The following is a 21,013-nucleotide window of genomic DNA, read 5'->3' on the forward strand; positions in this document are numbered from 1 at the left end:
TCTTCGAACAAAGGAGGGTTTCATTATTTTGTAAGCGTTATCAACTTAAGGGAGGCTGTGAGTTGTATGATAAAAAGGAAGCTGTTTTTCTTAATCGTTTTCATCGTGACGATATTAGTTCCTTTCAGCCTAGACGGAATAAGGACCGCTTATGCAGAGACCTTACCGTATAAGACGATTATTATCGATGACGGGAGCATCACGATCAATGATGTTGTGACACCTGATGTGGGTAACGAGAACAACGGATATTCGGCTCCGAATTGGACCACAAGTACAGGGGTGAAGGGGTATGATAACTCCAGCTCCAAATATACGAGTACAGCAGGCAGAACGATATCATGGAATCCACGATTGGAAGCGGGAACGGCGAAAATTTCGTTATACAAGCTTAACTGGGAAGATAAAGCGGATAGCAATGTGAAAATTGAAATCGTCCACAATGGAACGACGGATGTTCTTTTTATGGATTTGAGACCTTCGTTTGGCGCTTCTGTGGGATGGGTTGATTTGGGAGAGTACTATTTTTCCGGAGTTGGTAACGAATTCGTTAGATTAACTCGGTCTACCAGCACAACCAGCACGATACTTACTCGTGCAGATGCGGTCAAGTTCGAAGGGAATATTCAGCAAAAAGAGCCTCATAAGACGATCATCATTGATGATGGAAGCATCACGATTGATGATGTCGTCACTACTGATGTAAATAACGCAAATAACGGGTTCTCCGCTCCTGATTGGACTACAAGTACGGGAGTGAAGGGATATAATAATTCTAGTTCCAAATTTACCGATGCAGTAGGAAGAAGCATCACATGGAATCCGCGATTAGAAGCAGGGACGGTGAAAATTTCATTCAACAAGCTTGATTGGGCGGATAAAGCAGACAGTAATGTTAAAATCGAAATTGTTCACAATGGGATTACGGATGTCATGTTTATGGATCTGAGACCCTCGTCGGGGCCATCGGCCGGATGGGTTGATTTGGGGTCCTATTATTTCAGTGGTGATGATAGCGAATTTGTCAGACTGACTCGAACACAACCTACGACCGGAAAAATCATTACGCGGGCCGATGCGGTCAAATTTGAAGGGAATATACGGCAGCAAGCTCCGCCGTTGCCTCCGCTGCGCAGCCGTACATTGGCGAATCTCAGTTACACGGAAAAAGGCAGCATCGAGAATGCCAGCTATAAGGCTACCTTTTATGAAGCTGCTTGGGATGAAGGCAAAACCATCGTTCGTGATATGTTCTACAAGGATACGGATACGGGGAACTGGATGCCTGTTAATAATGTGGCGGAAAGACTTGAAGAACAATGGGTCTTATTGGATGGGAATGCGGGGAGTCGAACCAATTATTACGATACGATGAACAAACGCTGGATTACATTCGACGAGATCAATTTCCCAGACAGCCACACGGCGATATTAACCGATTCTTCACATGAAAGCGATTACGATTTACAAGTGAACTGGTCTATGTCAGGGGACAAACCTGATGTTTCCTTCGCCTTTACACCTCGCAAGGATGGCAATTATGTAATCGGTTATCAGTCCTTCACAACAGAGCAAATCTCAGACGTCAATGAAGTGTTAAATGGTTTCAGATCACACGCCAAAATGGTAGGTTCAGTGGAATCAACAAGCTTAAGGGAACTAAGCGCTCCGATGAGTCTAATTGAGAAGAATGACGGTTCGGGGAATCCATTGACATATGGGGTATTTGTACCGTCGGATGAGCTTCCGGTTGAATTTGAACCGACGGGAGGCGTTACGAAGCAAAGGCTTGGCATGAGCCTTGTCAACAACGAAGGCAGCGTGCAGCCAATCTTGTATGCTCCTCAATTAGGGACCTATTCGCAAATGAACGCAGAAAGCACTTATCAATTTCATATGGGACTAATCGCTCAAAAAAGCAAATTGTATGAGTCCTACGCGGATATTCTTCGCAAAGAGTACGGTTATTCTGCATACCGGGAAAATGTATCAGATCAGTCGCTTACTGACGCGATGTTCAATATGATAGATTTACTTAAGATAGAGCCGCAAGGGGATGACTCTGTTGATTATGTCCCGTCACCCAGCGGGTGGTGGAGCCGTGCCAAGGGCTTTATTGACATCGAAAACGAGGATAGCGTTCGAACAAGCTCGAATGCAGTTCTTTTGGGGGCTTACTATTTGACTGGGGATGACCAGCTCTACGATACGAGAGCATTGCCGTCCGTCCAGTATGGCTTATCGCGAAATGGTATAGGCTGGTCGCCTACGCAAAAGCCAGTATACGGTGTGCCGTCGTTATGGAAAATGGCAACCTTGCCGTTTGATTTTTCAAGCGTAACCGCTCTCAATCAGATGATGGGTACTTCGGCAGGAATTGGAGCACTGGCACAGGAAGAATACCTCGTGCGTGATCCTGACCAGAAAGACCGGGGTCCTGTCATTCAACCCCTGATGATGTATCGTATGACGGGAGATACTCAGTATTTACAGGCTGCCAAGGATGCAGCCGACAGCTATATCATGCAGCATATTGATACGCCTGCATCCGTCAATCTGAGTAAAAATGAGTTCATTTATTATTATAGCAAGCTGTGGATGGAGATCTTGGAGCTTTACGAGGAAACTCAGGATCCCAAATACTTGAATGCTGCTTATAAGGAAGCCAAACGGTATGCAACGATGTTCGTTGCTCGTCCGGTTCCAGAAGGTAGCGTTACGATTCCGCAGCCTGAGACGTATAATTACGCGGAGTCGTTCCATTGGCCGGAAAGTGGTAAATATCAATATCCTCGGATCAAGCTCCCAGAAGATGTAGCCGGAGGCGTACAAGCGGATAGTTGGCTTGTTTCTCCCAATGGATTGACGTTTGAAGCGGGAAGTACAACTGGCTATTATCGGATGAATGCTCAGGAAGCTCCATTCATGCTGAGATTGTCGCTCTATACAGGTGATAAACTGCTGCAGGATATTGCTCATAATGCAGTTATTGGACGATATTCTAGTTATCCAGGTTATTACTATAAGGGCTTCGCCGTTAGCCAACTTGAGCCAGAGTTTCCTCTGGAAGGCCCAAGCGGGGCTACATCCATCTATTATCACCATATCCCGGGACAGCTCGGGCAAACGATGGATTATTTGATCAGCGAACAAACGTTGAAATCGAATGGTAGTATTACATTTCCTTCTGTTTTTGAAACTAATTTTTTATGGTTCAAATATCACCTCTATGGAAATAAACCAGGGAATTTTTACGGTAATTCCGACGTTTGGCTCTGGATGCCCAAGGGGATTATCAAGACCAACCATCCTCAATTGAACTGGATAACGGGAGAGAGCGGGAATAAATTCTACATCGGGTTAAGCAACGAATCATCAGCTGAAGTCCAGACTCCGATCGAATTGAATGCGCAAATCATTGGGTTCAACCCGGCACAAGATTATACCGTAACCATCATCCGCGACAATGGCACACCAGAGCAAGCGGTTATGAGTGGTGGAATCATTCAAGCCACGGTTTCAAGCAAAGGAATAACCGCTATCATTGTAGAAGGACTCAACATTGATGTGCCGCTGCACCAGGTCAGAACTGCTGATACATCGGATGCAAGCTATTTCTTCGATATCCACAGTCCAATAGATGCTGTTAAAGGTATGCTGATCGTCAAGCCCGACGAAACGGCCTATGATGCTTATGTGCAGGCAAAAACGACAAAACCAGCGACGATCCATTATTCCTTGGATGGCGGAGTAACGTATACAACCATTCCAGATACGATCTATCCGATGGAATGGTCGATACGGGTAAACGATTTATCCCAAACCTTCACTTATTATGTGGAATCGGATGGGAAACAGACCCGCAAGCGGACACTCTATTTGCCTGATCAAGTACAAGAAACTCCAGTTCAACCGGATTGGCAGGAGAGTTCATCGATCATTGTGGATAATACGGAGGCAGAGACAGAAGGCGTCTGGATACGGGATACAACGGCTAACGACTATTACTATGATAACTATGTGTACGCCAAATCGGCTGCCGGCACAGCGACAAGCAGAATTAAATGGCGGCCTGAGCTGCCGGAAAGTGTTACTTACAGTGTGTATTACAAGCTTCCGCAAATAACCGCTACAAGTGAAAATTGGGCAACGAATGGCTCATTTACCGTTTATTATAGTGGAGGCTCCGAGACGGTTACCGTTGATGAGACAACGGCCAATGGGACTTGGGTGCACCTGGGAGATTATCCTTTTGCAGCAGGCGATAGCGGATATGTCGAATTAACCAATAAGGCCAACAAGTCACGGGTAGTTGCCGATGCGATGATGTGGGTGGATCCAAACAGTATGCCGCAATTGGAGTCTGTGGTGATCCTGTCGGATCGGGGTGAACTGCAAATGACTCAAACCGCACAACTAAGCGTAACCGGCTATTTGGATAACGGTCTGATTGGTGATCTATCACAGGCAAATGTGCAGTATTTCGTTGATCGAACCGATCTGGCTGAAGTGGACAGTAGCGGTATGTTGACCCTTCTAAGTCTCGACGGAGAAACGGATCATATTGAGGTATGGGCCACTGTAACGATTGACGGGGTGACCTTAACAACACCTTCTATGACAATTGCGATCAGGGACTTAACGGTTATTGTCGACAGCACGAATACGACTGGGTTATACACGACAGAAGGATCTTGGAGCCAAAGCAATTTAGCTGGATACAAAATTGGGGTTAAGTCCCGTTATTCTACCGTTCAAGGTTCATCAGCGACGTGGAAAGGCCAGTTCCCAGAGGGGAAATATACGGTCTCCATTTACAAGCTCGTCCATACGACGGCAAACGATAACTATGTCAAAGTGGAAGTGAAGCATCAGTCGGTTACCGAGGTTACGTATATTGATGCAACCGTCGGCTCATCAGGTTGGGTTAATCTAGGAACGTTCGACTTTACTGGAGACGGCAGCGAGTACGTTCGTCTAACCAGGGTTACTCCGACAACGGTAGATCCGCCAACTCTACCTGTCGATATGATTTATACGAGGGCTGATGCAGTCAAGTTCGAACGGCATTCCGTTAGCCCGGAATTGCTTGCAAATGGGGTGCCAGGTAAACCGATACTTTCGAATAATAGCGGTGTTGCGACAGGTATAAATGATGGCAATTATGAGGTTACAATGAATATGTGGTGGGGAAACAATGGCTCACTGTATAAGTTATACGAGAATGGTCAATTGATCCAAACGAAGTCATTGGCCGATGTTTCGCCAGCCGCCCAGACTTCCATTATTCCTATTCAAGGAAAGCCGAATGGAACCTATGTGTATACATGTGAGTTATCGAATTTGTATGGAACGACTTCATGTGATCCACACACCGTCACCGTGACTGATGCGAAGCCCGGCAAACCTGTTTTGTCTAGTGACAACTGGGATCAAGATGGGGACTATAACATTACTGCTAATATGTGGTGGGGCACGAACGCAACACAGTATCGATTATATGAAAATGGCGAACTTATTGAAACGCAATCTTTATCTTCACAAACACCAAGTGCTCAATCGGCCACTACACAAATTTCAGGGAAATCTCCTGGCATCTATCACTATCGCGGTGAGTTTATGAATGGAAGTGGAACAACGGAAAGTGATACGATACAGATTATTGTAAAATAAACTTATGAGCTGAGTGGATGAGAACAATCCATTCGGCTTTTTTATTTCCTGGAATTTAGTATAGAGCTATACAAAAAGCTAATCTTTCAAGGCTCTCAACTGGGTGATATCTACATAATACTGCTCATGCTAGATTAGCAGGGCGTTTTCAACCAAACGTGGTAATTTGAACATGTCAAATTTGTTCTAATTCAGTCTAAATAAGCGCTTACATTAGGGGGTGGCTAAACTTACAATAATGTCTAACCATTTAAATTTGGGAACTTCTCCTGCAACGGCGAAGAATTTCACTGTCATGGCTTTCATGCAAAGCTAGGTTGAATATTGGAGAGGAGGCTGTCATGGGGATTACAAGACGAAAACCAACAGTGATTATCTTGTTTACCGCTCTGATTGTTCTTGCTTTACTCATGTTGGGCTTAACTAACAAAAAGGTGGAACTGCCTGAAAATTGGATATTTACAGTAGATGGATACGCCGTAACAGAGGAAGAATTTCAATCTTTTGTCAAAGAGCAGAGAGCTATAACGGTAGACTATTTCTTCAGAACTTATGGGGCCCAAGTAGATGAGGGCTTCTGGACACATCAATACGGCAAAAATCATGAAACCCCCTCTGAATACGCCAAAAATTCTGCGATGACAGCATTGCTAATGTCCAAGCAGGAGCAATTTATTGCAGACAAGCGAGGAATCGCCCCTTACCAAAGCTTTGATGAGCTTAAATCCGACATGGAAGAAGAAAATGTTAAGCGAGCTAAGATGGATGATTCAGGAGAGACTTACTATGGGTTGCCTCAGTTTGATTTATATCAATACATGCAATATTTAAGTGGCGCCCGTTGGCCGGATTTGATAGAAACCCAGGTAAAGAAAACGAAAATGAGCGACGCCCAGTTACAAGTTGAGTATGCATCAAAAAGTGCGGATTATATTCGTGTAGCTGATAAATTAACGGCTGCGTTAGCGACAGCGGGACAAGTCAAAGAAGAGAAAGTGCTAAATCGTTTAGATATATCCAAAGAAGATACCGAGTCTCTTAAGTTCTGGGAGTCTTTAGCTGCTGCTTCTGTAGGTGAGACAGTAATCGGTAAATATATGGGTGAGGATGTCGTTGCTACATTAACCACAAAACCGGAAATCACCAAGCTTAAACTGGAAGAAGTGAAAGATTCCATTCTATACGGATCGGCGGAGTCTGACTTGCGAGCGTTAATTGCAAATACGAATGAATTGAAGATCGTGTATAACGGTAATCGATTCAGTGAGTTAGTAGTGAACTAGAATAGTTAGTTTTTAAGTTTATAAAAATCTATGTCTATTGAGACTTCCATAGATACAGATTTTTTATAAAGTATAAATTTATTAATTTCAAAGGGAGGAAATTTTGGAATGATACGATGGAAATGGATGCAAAAAGCTTTGTCGATAGTTACAGCTACAACGTTGGCATTCCCTGGTCTGTTCAGCTTGGCGCCTTCATCCGAAGTGTCAGCTGCGGGAGGGAGCGAATCTTTTGACTCCGTTGTACTAGAATTGACACAAGCGGCAGGTCAAACAGGTAGGGTAAATCTTACGTATAAAGGTTCACCTTTAAGCAGTCTGGTTAAAGGACCGGTTATTGACGAGGTAAGTTATGATTCCAGCAATTCGCAACTTTTAACTGTTAATAATCAGGGGAACATTACTTTATCTAACGGTTATACATTTGCGTCGCCAGATGCTCCGGGCGTCCCGGTGACAATCACGGCCAGGGCGGGTTATTACCCTGACTCAGAAGTGTTATTCATGGAGGACTTCGAGAACAACAATGGTCCGATGACATCTATGAGCAAATTTGGCTCGTCATTCACGCTGTCCGACGCACAGTCCCGTTCTGGATTGAAAGCGATTACACCTTCGGATGATACGAATAATGAAAAGGTATCTCAAGATGTGGCATTGCCGGCTGGCAGCAATTATAAGATGACGGCATGGTATTTTGACCCGTATCCTAATGAGGAGAAGACTGCGACGGATAGAACGCAATTTGCTATTGTAGATGGTAAAAATGCCACCTTTGCCGGGACATTCTATCAAAGTTCAGAGGCAGATGTTATTCATAACCCAACGAAATATACTTGGGCTTATGCACCATCATCAGCGGGTACAGCAGGCAATCGTTGGAAAGATAGCGGGGTTTTACGTTCCACAGGCTGGCATAAATTCGAGTGGCTTATTACACCGAATGGTGCGACGTTACAAATAGACGGAACATTAATATCCGATTCAGCGCAAAGTGATATTTACAAAGCTATGAAGAGCGGTACAACCATTCAGCCTAAAATAGCTGGAGGATGGAACAGCCAATTAGGGAATAAAGCTTATATTAAAAATAAACATCTAATCGACGATTTTTATATTGTAAAAGATGTGGCTACAACAACAGGTACCAGAACATTAACAGTGAATTTGGTACCTCCCGGCGGATTGCCAAATTTAGAAATAATCACTCAGCCAACAAAGGCAGAAGTGAAACAAAGTGAGACAGCAACATTTAGCATTACGGCATCAGCCGCTGCTACTGCTTATCAATGGTATGTATCTGATGACGAGACTGGCTTGAGCGGGACAAAAGTCAGCGGAGCTGACAAGGCAGTATTAACACTTTCCAATGTGGACGCAGCTTCACAACAAGGCAATTTTTATTATTGCGAGGTTTCCTCGGCAGAGGGAGTTGTAGTGAAATCCCATGCTGTACCGTTGTTGATAACCACCAATACGCAGGTGAATGCACCAATTAATCCAACGCTTGACTCGGATACGGGTATTTATAATGGCGCTTCCAATTACGGGGATACCCTTGTAACACTGTTCAAAGACGGTGTACCTGTTGGTTATTATTTATCGAAAAATGGGGGACCCGACCAGCCTAACAATCATGAAAGGCATCATGTTCTGCCCTATGCAAGGGCACTCGGAGTGGGCAACTACACTGTTACAGCTATTGTCATAAATAATGCGGGAGATATCAGTGAAGAAGTTGCAGCATCCGGAATATTGAAAATCGAGAAATTGCCTACACCGGCAAATGCCAGATGGAACGGCACATACGCTACATGGGATCGCGTCGCTAACGCATCTGCCTATTCGGTTCAACTCTTCAGTAATGGAGTGGTTAATGGAAGCCCGATTGCAGCAACAAGCAATGATACCGCTTTGTCTCCGACTTTAAACGATACATTTAAAGTAAAGACAAACGGCAACGCAACGTCACGATTCTTGGACTCTGATGAATCAGGGGAGAGTGCACAATATTCAGCGAACATTGCGCTAATTCGCCAGAACGATACATTACGGGCAGGAGATAGAACGCGGTTAATGGTTGACACAGCTGATGTGTTCGTTGCTGATAACATCAGCTTCAGTCCGGCGGATCAAGACAAGAATAAGATTGAAGTTGATGATGCCGGATTCGTGACAGTTAAGAAAGGTTATATTCCGACAGGGAACGAAGAAGTTACTGTACATGTGAGCGTTGATTACTTCAATAAGGCTGACACTAAATTTTACGATGGATTTGAAGGGGAGAAGAAATTTTCAAATGGTGCGAACGGATATGTTCACAGCGATGTGATGTCTCGTACCGGAGGAAAGGCCGCGACATCAAGCGGCGTCGGTCAGGTGGCGACTGTTCCAGGTACCTATAATTATGCCCCTGCAACCGGTAAGACAACAATCGTTACTGCTTGGTACTATGATGATGGCAGAGCGGCTTCCAATGACCACGCTGTCTTTGGCTTAACCCCATCGTCCAATGAACATATCGCAATAAATTATGGCAATGGAGATGGTGACTGGGCGGCAAATCTGACCAATTACGCAGTCAGGCCTGGTTCATCCGGGAGATTCTATCCTGTAGATGTCAAGCGAAGCGAAGGTTGGCATAAATTTCAATGGTTCGTTACATCAACAGGAACAACCTATAAAATCGATGGACAAGACATTCAAAGGCAAACAACAGCTGGCGGAAATTTTGATACTCCAGTTAAGAACAATATTTCCAAGATCGATGCATTGCAGCTTGCTACGAACTGGGGCAACAAGCCTGGAACGGTTAAGGATATACAGAACAGGCATTTTATCGATGACGTATATGTTATCGATAGTGGAATAGCAGCCCAAACCGGAACAGCTTCTATTACGCTAGAGCTCTTGCCTAAAGAGTATAGTCACTTGGAAGACAGCACATATGTTATTGGTCTGGATGACTATAATATCACCGTAAATCCTGATTTAACGGATCTAGCTGGAGTGGAGATCGACGCTGTAACTCTACTGCGGGATGTAGATTATACGGTTAGCGGTAATGTATTGAAGATTAACAAAGAATCATTCGCAAGAAATAATATCGTGCCGGGAAAATATACCGTTAGACTTGATCTGTATCCTGCCGAAATCACCTTCGAGTTGAACATTGTCCCCCTTGAAGTCCGTGATTATTATTTCTCCAATAACGGTGACGATCATGCAGATGGACGCACACCGGCTACGGCATGGAAATCAATCTCCAAGATTAATGAATATGTGTTTATGCCAGATTCAACTATTTATCTGGATGCGAATAGCGTATGGAATGAACAAATCAGACTGCGCGGCAATGGTGAGGAAGGAAATCCGATTACACTTACAAAATATAATACGACCGACCCTAACCAACGCCCGGTAATTAATGGTGGAGGAACAGCGTCGAGCCCATCAGGCATTTCCTTAAACGGTACCATTGAGTTATATGACGTAAACTATTGGGTAGTCAGTGGAATTGAAGTAACGAACATCGGCAATGCGGCAGGTGACGGCCGCTCCGGTATCGCTGTAATGTCAAGGATTTCCAAGCTGGGACAAGGTCAGTTTAATATTCAAGATTATGCTGATGCTCGTATGCAAGGAATCGTCATTCGAGATAACTATGTTCATGATGTTAATGGGCTGCACCAAGCAAATGGAGCAAGTAAGGTATCCGGCGGCATCATTATTAATGGTTATGTGGATATATTGGTTGAAGGCAACAAAACCCTTCGTTGTGATAACGAAGGTATTCGCAATAATGCCTACGGGCCAAGCAATCCAGGGACTAATAACACAGGCATTACTTGGAGTAATTCAAGCTATCCTTGGGCATCCAACGCTGTGTTTAGAAACAACTGGGTTTCTAGTTCGGTTGGAGATGGCATTGTCATGTCCGGTGGGAACAACTCCCTTGTGGAACGAAATGTGGTCACAGACAACGGTTATAGCTATTTAAGTGATAAGAGCGGCAATCTGGTTACGAACTGGGGTCCAAATAATACAACACCAACATATCTAGGTTCGCAAAACTATGCAGCAGCGTGGATTATGGCAAGTAAAGGCACCATCTTCCGCTATAATGAAGCTGTGGATAACCCTTATCATGCAAGTAATGACGGTATGGCTTGGGACATTGACAACTATTGTCAGGACAATGTGTATGAATACAATTACAGCCGAAATAACTATGGTGGTTGGTACTTACAGATGAATGCTACCAAGGGCAATATCGTTCGCTATAACATTAGCGTGAACGACGGCCGCAGCCCCGATTTTAACAAGAGCTTTAACAGTCTAATATTGCTTGCAGGAGGTTCTTCAACGAGCGAGGAATTAAGTGGCTTATACTATAACAATGTCATCGTCACACCATTGAAGAATAGCAGTTCGTTAGTATTTGACCCGACAGCCTCCAACTTGCACATTTATTTCCAAAATAATATATTTGCCTACACTGGGGAAAACAACCAGGTGGGTCTGAAAGGTGGGGGAACATCAGCTCCATTTGCAGCCGGACGTTTTACGAACAACATTGTATATCCGACTAATCTTTTTGGCAGCATGAACGCAGGTGGAGGCGGATATCTAGGTGCAGGCGTAACAGCAACAGACAACCGCTATGTAACAGAAGAGGAACTGAATTCTATATTAAAAGATTATAAATCTGCGCCTGAACATTGGATTACAAACAGCGGAACAGTGGATGCCAAGCTTGATTACAGTGCGATGAACGGGTTCCGTCTTACGGATGGTAATAAGCTGGCCTATGGTGCAGGTGCCGAGATTGTAAGCCCATATGTGGATCGGGCGAATGCTCTGCCACATATGACGGAGACAACAGACTTCTTCGGCAATTCACTTAGCGGTAGAACGCCTTCCATCGGCGCGCACAATCCTTATGCGGTAACTTTTGATTCCAATGGGGGCAGCGAAGTTGCGGTGAAGTTCGCTGACATGGGCGGTACAATTACCGAGCCAACAGCGCCGACAAAAGATAAAACTGTTTTCGGCGGTTGGTATCAAGATACAGGATTAAACGATGCTTGGGATTTCGATGCTGATCCTGTTACAAGGGATATTGAATTATATGCGAAATGGGCTGAAGACGCAGGTACGGCACCAACGATAATGACGAATTCTCTTGCGGATGGCAAGGTAGGACAACCTTATTCGGCAGTTCTTACCACTGATGGCGATAAGCCGATCAAATGGGCCGTTGTAGAGGGGCAATTACCATCAGGATTGAGCTTGGATGAAGATGTTGGTGTTATCTCTGGTACACCGGATCAATGGGGTCAATTTAAGTTCAAAGTTCAAGCAAACAATGACGTTGGCAGTGACACAAAACAGTTCAATATAGTGATCACTGAAGATGTCTCAGTTGATACAGCTCCGGAGATTATCACTAAGAATTTACCAAATGGCAAAGTTGGACAACCGTATACAGTAACACTAGCGGTATATGGCAGTGAACCGATTTCTTGGAAGGTCCAGGGAGGGGATTTGCCAGTAGATTTGAACCTAGATGAAGCAACAGGCGTTATCTCGGGTACGCCTCTAGAGGCGGGATATTACGAATTCACTGTTGCAGCAACGAATGATTTTGGTAGAGATGAGCGAGAATTGAGCATCGAGATTAAAGAAGATAAGCCAGTGGATACATCTCCGGAGATTATCACTAAGAATCTGCTAAGCGGCAACGTTGGACAACCGTATACGGTAACATTAGCGGTTTACGGCGACAAACCGATTACCTGGAAAGTGAGTGATAATTATTTACCTGCTGGGCTGAATTTAGAAGGAGTTACGGGTATTATTTCAGGCGTGCCTACTGAAGCGGGAACTTACAAATTCAATATTACGGCTTCCAATCATGCTGGCATGGATACGATAGAGTTAACTATTGTAATTACTACAAATGACAGTGGTGGCAATAATGGCAATAACAATGGCGGCAATTCAAATGGCCACAGCAGTACGCCGACTCCTTCGCCAGAGTCATCAGTAGCGGAGCGTATTGATGCTACAATCAAAGAGCAGCTGAAGAAGGGTAATTCCATTGCATTGACGATGTCAGCCGGAAAAGATGAGCTTGAGATTCAAAGCGATACGATCGGTGCGATTATTAATGCCGACAAACCGCTAATCGTTACGAATGACACCATATCTGTTAAATTGTCCGCTGAATTGTTGAAGCAGTTGAATACAGGAAAGCGGATGAAGGTTGTCATTATACCTGTAGATGAAAGAGGCGGAGCTATAGGGCGGGGATATGAATTAAAGATCTTCGTGGATGGCCGGGAAGTAACGGATTATACAGGGCTTATACCCGTAACCTTCGATCTGTCAAAAGAGAAGCTGTCGACAAACGATCTTAACATGTTATGCGGTGTTATGCTTCAATTGAACGGTAACATGGAGCGTTTAGGCGGCAACTATGAGCGTGAGACAGGTAAATTTACTTTCACGGCAAAAGGACTAGGTTATATCTTCATTACAGCCAAGCCTGAACCTGTGAAATTGGAATTCATTTTAGGAAAGACAGGATATAAATTAAACGGAATAGAAATGAGTATGGACGTTGCTTCAACGGTAGTTAAAGGCAGAACGTTAGTCCCACTGCGCTTCGTTGCCGAGAGCTTAGGAGCAAACGTAAGCTGGGATAACGTAACGAAAACCGTAATGATCACCTTGAAAGGTCAGACTTTATCGATTAAGATCGGTGAACTTGCACCAGGAATGGATGTAGCAGCTGAACTTGTAAACGGTCGTACTATGCTCCCATTACGTTTCATTGTTGAGTATTTTGGTGCAAATATATTCTTCGATAATACTTTGAAATCTATTAGTATCATGAAGTAGTATTTCCTAAAATTAGCAGCTACGCTCGAAACCCTCTAACATGCACTGCCATGTTAGAGGGTTTTCTAGTGTGCGCCCGGCATAGACGATAACTTGGCGGTGAATGTCCTCTATTAACGAACAATAAAATTGTCTTAACTGGAAACAATTCTTTAGATTGTGTTAATCTGTCTAATAGTGAACTCGGTTTAGAAAGAGGGAAGTTACTTGAAAAGAAACGTGTTATATATTGAAGATAATGAGAAGATCGGCAGTTGGGTAAAGGAAGAATTGGAACAACGAGGATTTTCAGTACAGTGGCTGCTTTCTGGTGAAGGAGCTGAAAAAGAAGTAAATCAGCATGAAATCGTTATTTTGGATATCATGTTACCCGGTTTAGACGGATTTACTGTGGGGAAACGATTAAAAAAGGCAGCTCCTGCTGTTCCTATTTTGCTGTTAACTGCCCGAACATCGATAGATGATAAGGTAGAAGGGTTACAATTTGCTGATGACTATTTAACGAAACCATTCCATACGGATGAACTAATTGCTAGATTAGAAGTATTAATCCGTCGAAAGGGCGGAACACATTCCGAACGCATTTCATTAGGGAATTATATTGAAGTAGATCCAGACATCCAAATGGTATTTGACAAACACACAGGAGAAGAAATTATATTGACAGGGAAACAACATCATATTTTGATGTACTTCTTACGCCACCCTAATCAAGTTTTACCAAAAGAACAAATCTATGAAGCCATCTGGGAAGAAGCTTATATCACAGGTGATAAAACATTAATGGTACATATTCATCGACTGCGTCAAAAGCTGGAACGCCATCCAGACTCCCCAGAGATTATTGAAACATTGAAGGGAATAGGCTATCGGGTGAAACTATGAAACAGACTAAATCATTATTTCGTCGTTTTCTAAAAGGACATTTTATATTTATCTTTTTACCTCCGATCGTACTTATTTTCTTATCTGCGTTCATTGCGTCTCCTTTTAATGAAGAAGAGCTGAATAAGTTAAATTATTTTTACATTGTACTTCTTGTGTTTGGTTTTATTATTGTCGCATTTGTGGTAATCTCTTGGATTTTCTTCTCGAGACTTCGTAAACGTCTCACCTGCTTACAGGAAGTCATGTCATTTTCAGCTAATCATAACTCATTTCCTAAACCAATAGCTGTTCAAAGTGATCGTATGGATGAAATAGACCAGTTAGGAAGTTCTTTTAATTGGATGATTCAACAGCTTGAAGACAGTCGCAAGCGAGAACATGAAGAGGAATTGTTACGACATCGACTCATCGCGAATTTATCTCACGACTTACGAACGCCGCTTACCATTTTGAGAGGACATGTCACCCGATTAAATAAAGAATCAATGAGTCTAGAAGGACAAAACTCATTATCAGAGATGAACCATACGATTACTAGAGTCGGAGATCTAATGGATGATTTACTTTCCTATACATTGCTTACATCAGGAAAACATCCTTTTGAGCCCACTTCAACAGATATTGGACGTTTAGTAAGAGCATCTGTTGCTGCGTGGTATCCTGTATTTGAAGAAAAAGAAATCCGGATCGAGGTTGATTTACCGACAGAGAAGACTTTTTATTGGGAAGCAGATCCTAAATGGATGACACGTGTTCTGGATAATTTATTTCAGAATATTCTTCGCCATGCAGCAGAGGGGAAATATGTAAACATTGTGGTTGATGTAGAAAAAGAACAGATCATTGTTGCAGACAGAGGTCCGGGGATGGATAACTCTTCCTATGAGCGTGGGGCGGGGATAGGTTTATCGACTTCAAATTATATGTTGAATAAAATGAAGCTTAAAGCTGACTTTACATCAAATGAAAACGGCACAACAGTGGCTATTGGTAGAGCTTAACCTAAAGTTAAACCAGAAGTAAACAGCAGGATAACCGAGATGTAACTTTGCTTCTTTATAATTAGAACCATAACAGAAAGGAAGTGTTATGGTTGCTTACAATTAATAACTTAGTCAAACATCGCGGAACTGGGAAAATCTTATCAGGTATCAGTTTTAAAGCTAGACCTGGCAGAGTAACTGGTTTTCTAGGTCCAAATGGAGCAGGTAAAAGCTCTACACTTCGCATCCTGCTTGGATTAGATCGTGCTACCTCAGGGAGTGCACTAATCAATGGAAAGCCATTCGCAGAATTACATAATCCTGTATCCACAGTAGGTGCCGCACTTGATGGATTTGGAGCTCATCGTATGCGAACAGGACGGGCACACTTGCGTTGGATTGCTCGTGCCGCAGGATTGTCTAACTCACGTGTCGAGGAAGTTCTGGAAATAGTAGGTCTTACTAATGCAGCCGGAAAAAGAGTTGGGAAGTATTCTCTTGGTATGGGGAGGAGACTTGGAATAGCAGCTGCGCTACTCGGTGATCCAAAAGTATTGATTTTAGATGAACCCGTAAATGGGCTCGACCCAGAAGGAATTCGGTGGATTCGGACATTTTTACGTGAACGTGCTGAGTCTGGAAATACGGTGTTGTTATCCAGTCATCTAATGGGAGAGCTTGCAGAGACGGTTGATGATGTGGTGATTATTAAGCATGGAACCATCGTTGCAGATGGAACATTGGAAGAAGTAATAGGTAACCATTCCACACTGGAGGAAGCCTTTTTTGCCCTGACATCTGAAAATGCGGGTGAAGTTGTATGAGAGCATTCAACGCGGAACTCTCTAAATTGTTCTCCTTACCGGGTATTTGGCTTGCTTTTCTCATTGGAGCGTTTGCCCCAGCGCTTATTTCTGCCTTGGACAGCATAGCACAAAAAGAGGAGATTATAGCTGGAGTTAGCACGCGGCTATCGGAAGTTGGCTATATCGGGTTAGCTCTTGGTGTGCAAGGCGTTATTATTCTTGGTGTGCTTGCTGTCAGCAGTGAGTATTTGACAGAGAGCAGTGAATCTGGTGGAGGACAACAGATTACAACGAGTTTAACTGTTGTTTCATCCCGAATTCATTTTTTATTGGCAAAAGCAGGTGCTGTGACTGTGATCAGCATACTCCTTTGTATTGTTGCTATTATGACAACTGTGTCTGTAAGTCATCTTATTCTTGGTGAATATGCCCCTGCATTTGAATGGTCCAGACTTATCGGTGCCATTTGTTACTGGACATTCACTGCTCTTTTAGCACTTGGAATTACTTTTCTAACTAAGAATGGCATCCTCCCGCTTGCTGTGCTCATAATAAATTCATCCGTTGTATCATTTAGTGTCCTGTTGTATAGGGTTACAAAGTTGGCGTTTTACTTACCAGATAGGGCTGGCGCTGAAATGTTTATGTTTACGGACAACACGTCCACAGGCAGTTTATTCGACAGGTTTCACACCCCCTTCACAGGCGGTTTAGTCATGTTTGCCTGGGTAGTCGTTGTTTTCATTATTGCAGCTATTGTATTCCATAGGAGGGACGTTGCAGCATGAGTGTCTCATCTAGTAGAAAGATAACACAAATCCTGGGTGCTGAACTGGATAAATTAGTTACATTACCATTGATAGGGCTCACTCTTTTGGTTACATTCATTCTTAATTTAGGTTTAGCCGCTGCTTTTACTTCTGTTGATCTACAAGGGGCAGCAGGAACGCAAAATATACTGAATACAGGACTTTCTTCTATGGGATATCTTCAAGCAGGATTCATTATTCTTGGTATCTTAGCTACTTGTTCAGAGTATACAGGGGGACAGATTCGAACTACTTTAACTACGATACCTTGGCGAGGGTTTCAATTATCCACGAAGTATTTGGCCTTGACCATTATAACCATTCCTGCGGCGTCTTTTACTACTGCATCAGGTGTACTATATACCTTTATCATGATGAAAGACACAGCAGTAGTGATTGAAATAGACGAAATGATAAAATCATTAGCAGGTGCAACAGGCTATCTAACTTTAACCACACTTCTCAGTGCAGCTATAGGTGCTTTATTAAGACGAACTACTCCTGCTTTAGTGGTACTGCTTGGCTATTACTTCATTGTCAGTCCATTGTCGAAAGATTTTCTACACAATACTAAATATTTTTTTCCAGATACAGCAGGATATTATATGTATATGCCGCCTTCCTCCGATGAAATAAATGTCCTTACACCAATGGAAGGGACAGGTATTTCCCTGTTATGGACACTGATCTTTATTACAGCAGCTATTATATTTTACCGTAAACGAGATGCCTAATTCTGAGCTAGCTGATTTGATCATTAAACTAGAATAATATGAAACAAACATTGATGTTTGGATAAAAGATGTTTATGAGCAATTCAATGACTAAGTATTTGCTCTTAAGAACGGACACCAATATGAGTGTCCGTTTATTTTATAAATCTGGACTGATCAGTTCAGATATGTTATATTTCAATGACGGGAGGTGTTACTTATCGCTAGGACAAAAGAATTTAACAAAGATCAAGCGCTGCATCAAGCCATGCTGTTGTTTTGGAAAAAAGGATACGAAGCGGCTAGCATACCGGATTTACTAGAGGTGATGGGCATTAGCCGATCCAGCCTTTACGATACGTTTTCCGACAAGCAAACCTTGTATACAGATGCCCTTGAGCATTATAAAAAGGGGAATTTCAATAAGCAGGCTATTCTTGAACATGCATCTAGTGTTAGAGATGGAATTCTTCAATTTTTTGAGTATCATATTGCTTCAGCATACGATACCAGCCTGCCGGGCGGGTGTTTTGTTACGAATGTAGCTACAACATTGGAGTCGCCAGATGAAAAAATTAATGAGTTGATAAAGACTAGTTTTTTGGAATTAGAGCAAGCTTTTTGTGACCTTTTAGAAAAGGGCCAGCAACGGGGAGAAATTGATAAAACGACTGATATCAAAGCGTTGTCTTATTTATTGTTGAATTTACATCAAAGCATTAATATTATGGCCAAAGCAGATCAGAATCCGGAACGTGCAAAAGAGATGATTAGCTTTGTAATAGCAGGAATCTAATTTTTTTTAATTATTTCGGAACGATCGTTCCGTTATCATATTCCCCATATTTTGAAGGTGCTAATTAAGGAGTATGTGTTAGACTATATTTTTTTTAATTATTATGGAATGATCATTCCGTTATTGAGAAATCCCTCAAAATAAGGAGAGGTGTCTAATGAAAGTATCGTTTATTGGGCTTGGAAATATGGGGCTCCCAATGGCCCAAAATCTGTTGAAAGCGGGTTATGAATTAGTCATCTTTAATCGGACCCCTGAAAAAGTTGAACCCTTAATGAAACAGGGAGCACGATATGCCAAAACACCGCTAGAGGCAGTGAAAGAAAGCAATCTTGTAATTACCATGCTTTCTGATGATGCTGCTTTGAAGGAGGTCGTCGAGGGACCAGATGGTGTTCTGAATGGATTGTCGGAAAATGGAATTCATATCTCTGCCAGTACAATCAGCGTAGATCTGGCTCGAAAATTATCCGTCTCGCATGCGGAGCGAAAGCAACACTTTGTGTCTGCCACGGTGATGGGGCGCCCAGATGCCGCTAAAGAAGCTAAATTGCGTATTATTTTAGCTGGTCCGGAACAAGCAAGACAACGGGTACTTCCCGTTTTGACAGTATTGGGTCAAGAGATAGTAGAGATTGGGGATCACGGCGAAGAAGGGAACGTTGTGAAAATTGGCGTTAACTTTCTAATTGCTTCAATGCTGGAAGCTTTGTCGGAAGTGCAGCTAATGGTAGAAAAGCACGGTATTGATTCGTCCCGATTTATGAATGTCGTGAATGCTCTTTTTCAATCTCCAATATATCAGAACTATGGAGCGATCATGAGCGAACAGCGCTTTGAACCGGCCGGTTTTAAAATGAAGCTTGGGTTAAAAGATGTTGCATTGGCTATTGAGGCAGCGAAGTCCGTTCAAACTCCTCTACCTTTAGGTCAGCTTATCCACCATCACTTGTCTGAAGGAATTGCCAATGGTTATGGTGAGTTGGATTGGACGGCTTTAATCCGTTGTCTTGAGCATTCTTCTTAAAAAATCGGGTTGCACCGATGATGTCGGGCGAATTGCAAGAGAAAATATAAGGAGAGATTAACTATGGAAATAGGTGTTACTTCGTTCATAGAAACAAAGCCTGATACTGAGACCGGAGTTGTGATGAGTCACGCACAGCGATTACGAGAAGTCGTCGAAGAAATCGTCCTTGCGGATCAGGTAGGACTTGATGTGTTTGGCATAGGTGAGCATCATCGTGAAGATTATGCAGCTTCATCACCCGCAGTGGTGTTGTCTGCTGCAGCCCCCCTAACAAAGCGGATTCGATTGACGAGTGCTGTGACGGTCCTTTCATCAGCTGATCCTGTCCGTGTGTTTCAGGATTTTGCCACGCTTGACGGCTTATCCAATGGACGTGCCGAGATTATAGCGGGCCGGGGTTCCTTTGTTGAATCCTTTCCGCTTTTTGGGTATGACTTGCATGACTATGAGGATTTATTTAATGAAAACATCGAGCTGCTTCTGAAAATACGGGAATCTGAGAAAGTTACATGGAGTGGAGGACATCGATCAGCGATAAATAATCTGGGTGTATACCCGCGCCCTGTTCAGCACTCTTTACCCGTATGGATTGGTAGCGGCGGTACCCAGGAGTCTGCCGTGCGTGCAGGACTTCTGGGCCTGCCATTAGTCCTGGCGATTATCGGTGGAAACCCAACCAATTTTGCACCGCTTGTACAACTGTATAAAAAGGCGGCAGCTCATGCCGGACATGATGCATCACGGCTTCAGGTAGGTTCACATTCCATCGGATTTGTTGCAGAAGATACGGAACAGGCAGCAGAACTCTTTTTTCCGTCAACCCAGTACGGTATGAATAAGCTCGGCAAAGAACGGGGGTGGGCGTACTACGATCGTTCCAGCTATGATGCTGCCCGACGCTTTGATGGTGCGTTGTATGTAGGGGATCCGGAAACAGTCGCCCAAAAAATAATCCATCTGCGTAAGCATGTAGGGATTACACGATTCATGATGTATGTTCCCTTAAGTACGATGCCGCATGAGTTGGTTATGCGGGCTATAGAACTGCTCGGTACAGAAGTTGCGCCGCGAGTACGAGAGGAAATTGCCAAGTGGGAAGCTCAAATGGGATAAGGATTATCTATGA

The 21,013-nt window shown here is 43.3% G+C and carries 11 protein-coding genes; all 11 read left to right on the forward strand.

The genetic code is table 11. The features are described 5' to 3' along the window. Window positions 1-66 precede the first annotated feature (66 nt). The 11 genes from MHB56_RS00290 to MHB56_RS00340 all read left to right on the forward strand — a co-directional run bounded on the left by MHB56_RS00290 (window position 67) and on the right by MHB56_RS00340 (window position 21,000). Window positions 67-5,673 (forward strand): golvesin C-terminal-like domain-containing protein, encoded by a 5,607-nt coding sequence (locus tag MHB56_RS00290; RefSeq protein WP_341143122.1) that lies wholly within the window; start codon window positions 67-69, stop codon window positions 5,671-5,673. 341 nt (window positions 5,674-6,014) lie between these two features. Next, a complete protein-coding gene (locus tag MHB56_RS00295; protein WP_339187109.1) occupies window positions 6,015-6,956 on the forward strand; it encodes a hypothetical protein in 942 nt (313 codons plus the stop codon). A gap of 108 nt (window positions 6,957-7,064) precedes the next feature. Beyond that, on the forward strand, window positions 7,065-13,862 hold the full coding sequence (locus tag MHB56_RS00300) for a putative Ig domain-containing protein (protein WP_341143123.1): 6,798 nt from the start codon (window positions 7,065-7,067) through the stop codon (window positions 13,860-13,862). A 207-nt stretch (window positions 13,863-14,069) separates the two neighbouring features. Then, complete coding sequence (locus MHB56_RS00305; protein WP_076126558.1) at window positions 14,070-14,747, forward strand: response regulator transcription factor; 678 nt, start codon at window positions 14,070-14,072, stop codon at window positions 14,745-14,747. Next, window positions 14,744-15,751, forward strand: a complete 1,008-nt coding sequence (locus tag MHB56_RS00310) for a sensor histidine kinase (RefSeq protein WP_341143124.1) — start codon at window positions 14,744-14,746, stop codon at window positions 15,749-15,751. The genes MHB56_RS00305 and MHB56_RS00310 overlap by 4 nt, the downstream gene beginning before the upstream one ends. Window positions 15,752-15,834: 83 nt before the next feature. After that, window positions 15,835-16,557, forward strand: coding sequence for an ABC transporter ATP-binding protein (locus MHB56_RS00315; protein ID WP_341143125.1), 723 nt, complete (start codon window positions 15,835-15,837; stop codon window positions 16,555-16,557). Beyond that, window positions 16,554-17,327, forward strand: coding sequence for an ABC transporter permease (locus MHB56_RS00320; protein WP_076217648.1), 774 nt, complete (start codon window positions 16,554-16,556; stop codon window positions 17,325-17,327). Before MHB56_RS00315 ends, MHB56_RS00320 begins: the two co-directional genes overlap by 4 nt. After that, window positions 17,324-18,082, forward strand: a complete 759-nt coding sequence (locus tag MHB56_RS00325) for an ABC transporter permease (protein ID WP_076126564.1) — start codon at window positions 17,324-17,326, stop codon at window positions 18,080-18,082. The genes MHB56_RS00320 and MHB56_RS00325 overlap by 4 nt, the downstream gene beginning before the upstream one ends. A 190-nt stretch (window positions 18,083-18,272) precedes the next feature. Further along, window positions 18,273-18,857 (forward strand): TetR/AcrR family transcriptional regulator, encoded by a 585-nt coding sequence (locus MHB56_RS00330; RefSeq protein ID WP_249267693.1) that lies wholly within the window; start codon window positions 18,273-18,275, stop codon window positions 18,855-18,857. Window positions 18,858-19,014: 157 nt separating this feature from the next. After that, a complete protein-coding gene (locus MHB56_RS00335) occupies window positions 19,015-19,884 on the forward strand; it encodes an NAD(P)-dependent oxidoreductase (RefSeq protein ID WP_076217647.1) in 870 nt (289 codons plus the stop codon). A gap of 63 nt (window positions 19,885-19,947) precedes the next feature. Beyond that, window positions 19,948-21,000: an LLM class flavin-dependent oxidoreductase gene (locus tag MHB56_RS00340; protein WP_076279716.1), complete on the forward strand. Its 1,053-nt coding sequence runs from the start codon at window positions 19,948-19,950 to the stop codon at window positions 20,998-21,000. Window positions 21,001-21,013: the final 13 nt, after the last annotated feature.

Origin of the sequence: Paenibacillus sp. FSL H8-0315 (assembly GCF_038005365.1) — a bacterium.
GTDB lineage: Bacteria > Bacillota > Bacilli > Paenibacillales > Paenibacillaceae > Paenibacillus_AQ > Paenibacillus_AQ odorifer.

Excerpts from the sequence above, each read along its gene's own strand:
- MHB56_RS00340 (WP_076279716.1), top strand. The coding sequence starts at position 19,948 with ATGGAAATAGGTGTTACTTCGTTCATAGAAACAAAGCCTGATACTGAG.
- MHB56_RS00290 (WP_341143122.1), top strand. The coding sequence starts at position 67 with ATGATAAAAAGGAAGCTGTTTTTCTTAATCGTTTTCATCGTGACGATA.
- MHB56_RS00310 (WP_341143124.1), top strand. The coding sequence starts at position 14,744 with ATGAAACAGACTAAATCATTATTTCGTCGTTTTCTAAAAGGACATTTT.
- MHB56_RS00295 (WP_339187109.1), top strand. The coding sequence starts at position 6,015 with ATGGGGATTACAAGACGAAAACCAACAGTGATTATCTTGTTTACCGCT.
- MHB56_RS00335 (WP_076217647.1), top strand. The coding sequence starts at position 19,015 with ATGAAAGTATCGTTTATTGGGCTTGGAAATATGGGGCTCCCAATGGCC.
- MHB56_RS00325 (WP_076126564.1), top strand. The coding sequence starts at position 17,324 with ATGAGTGTCTCATCTAGTAGAAAGATAACACAAATCCTGGGTGCTGAA.
- MHB56_RS00300 (WP_341143123.1), top strand. The coding sequence starts at position 7,065 with ATGATACGATGGAAATGGATGCAAAAAGCTTTGTCGATAGTTACAGCT.
- MHB56_RS00320 (WP_076217648.1), top strand. The coding sequence starts at position 16,554 with ATGAGAGCATTCAACGCGGAACTCTCTAAATTGTTCTCCTTACCGGGT.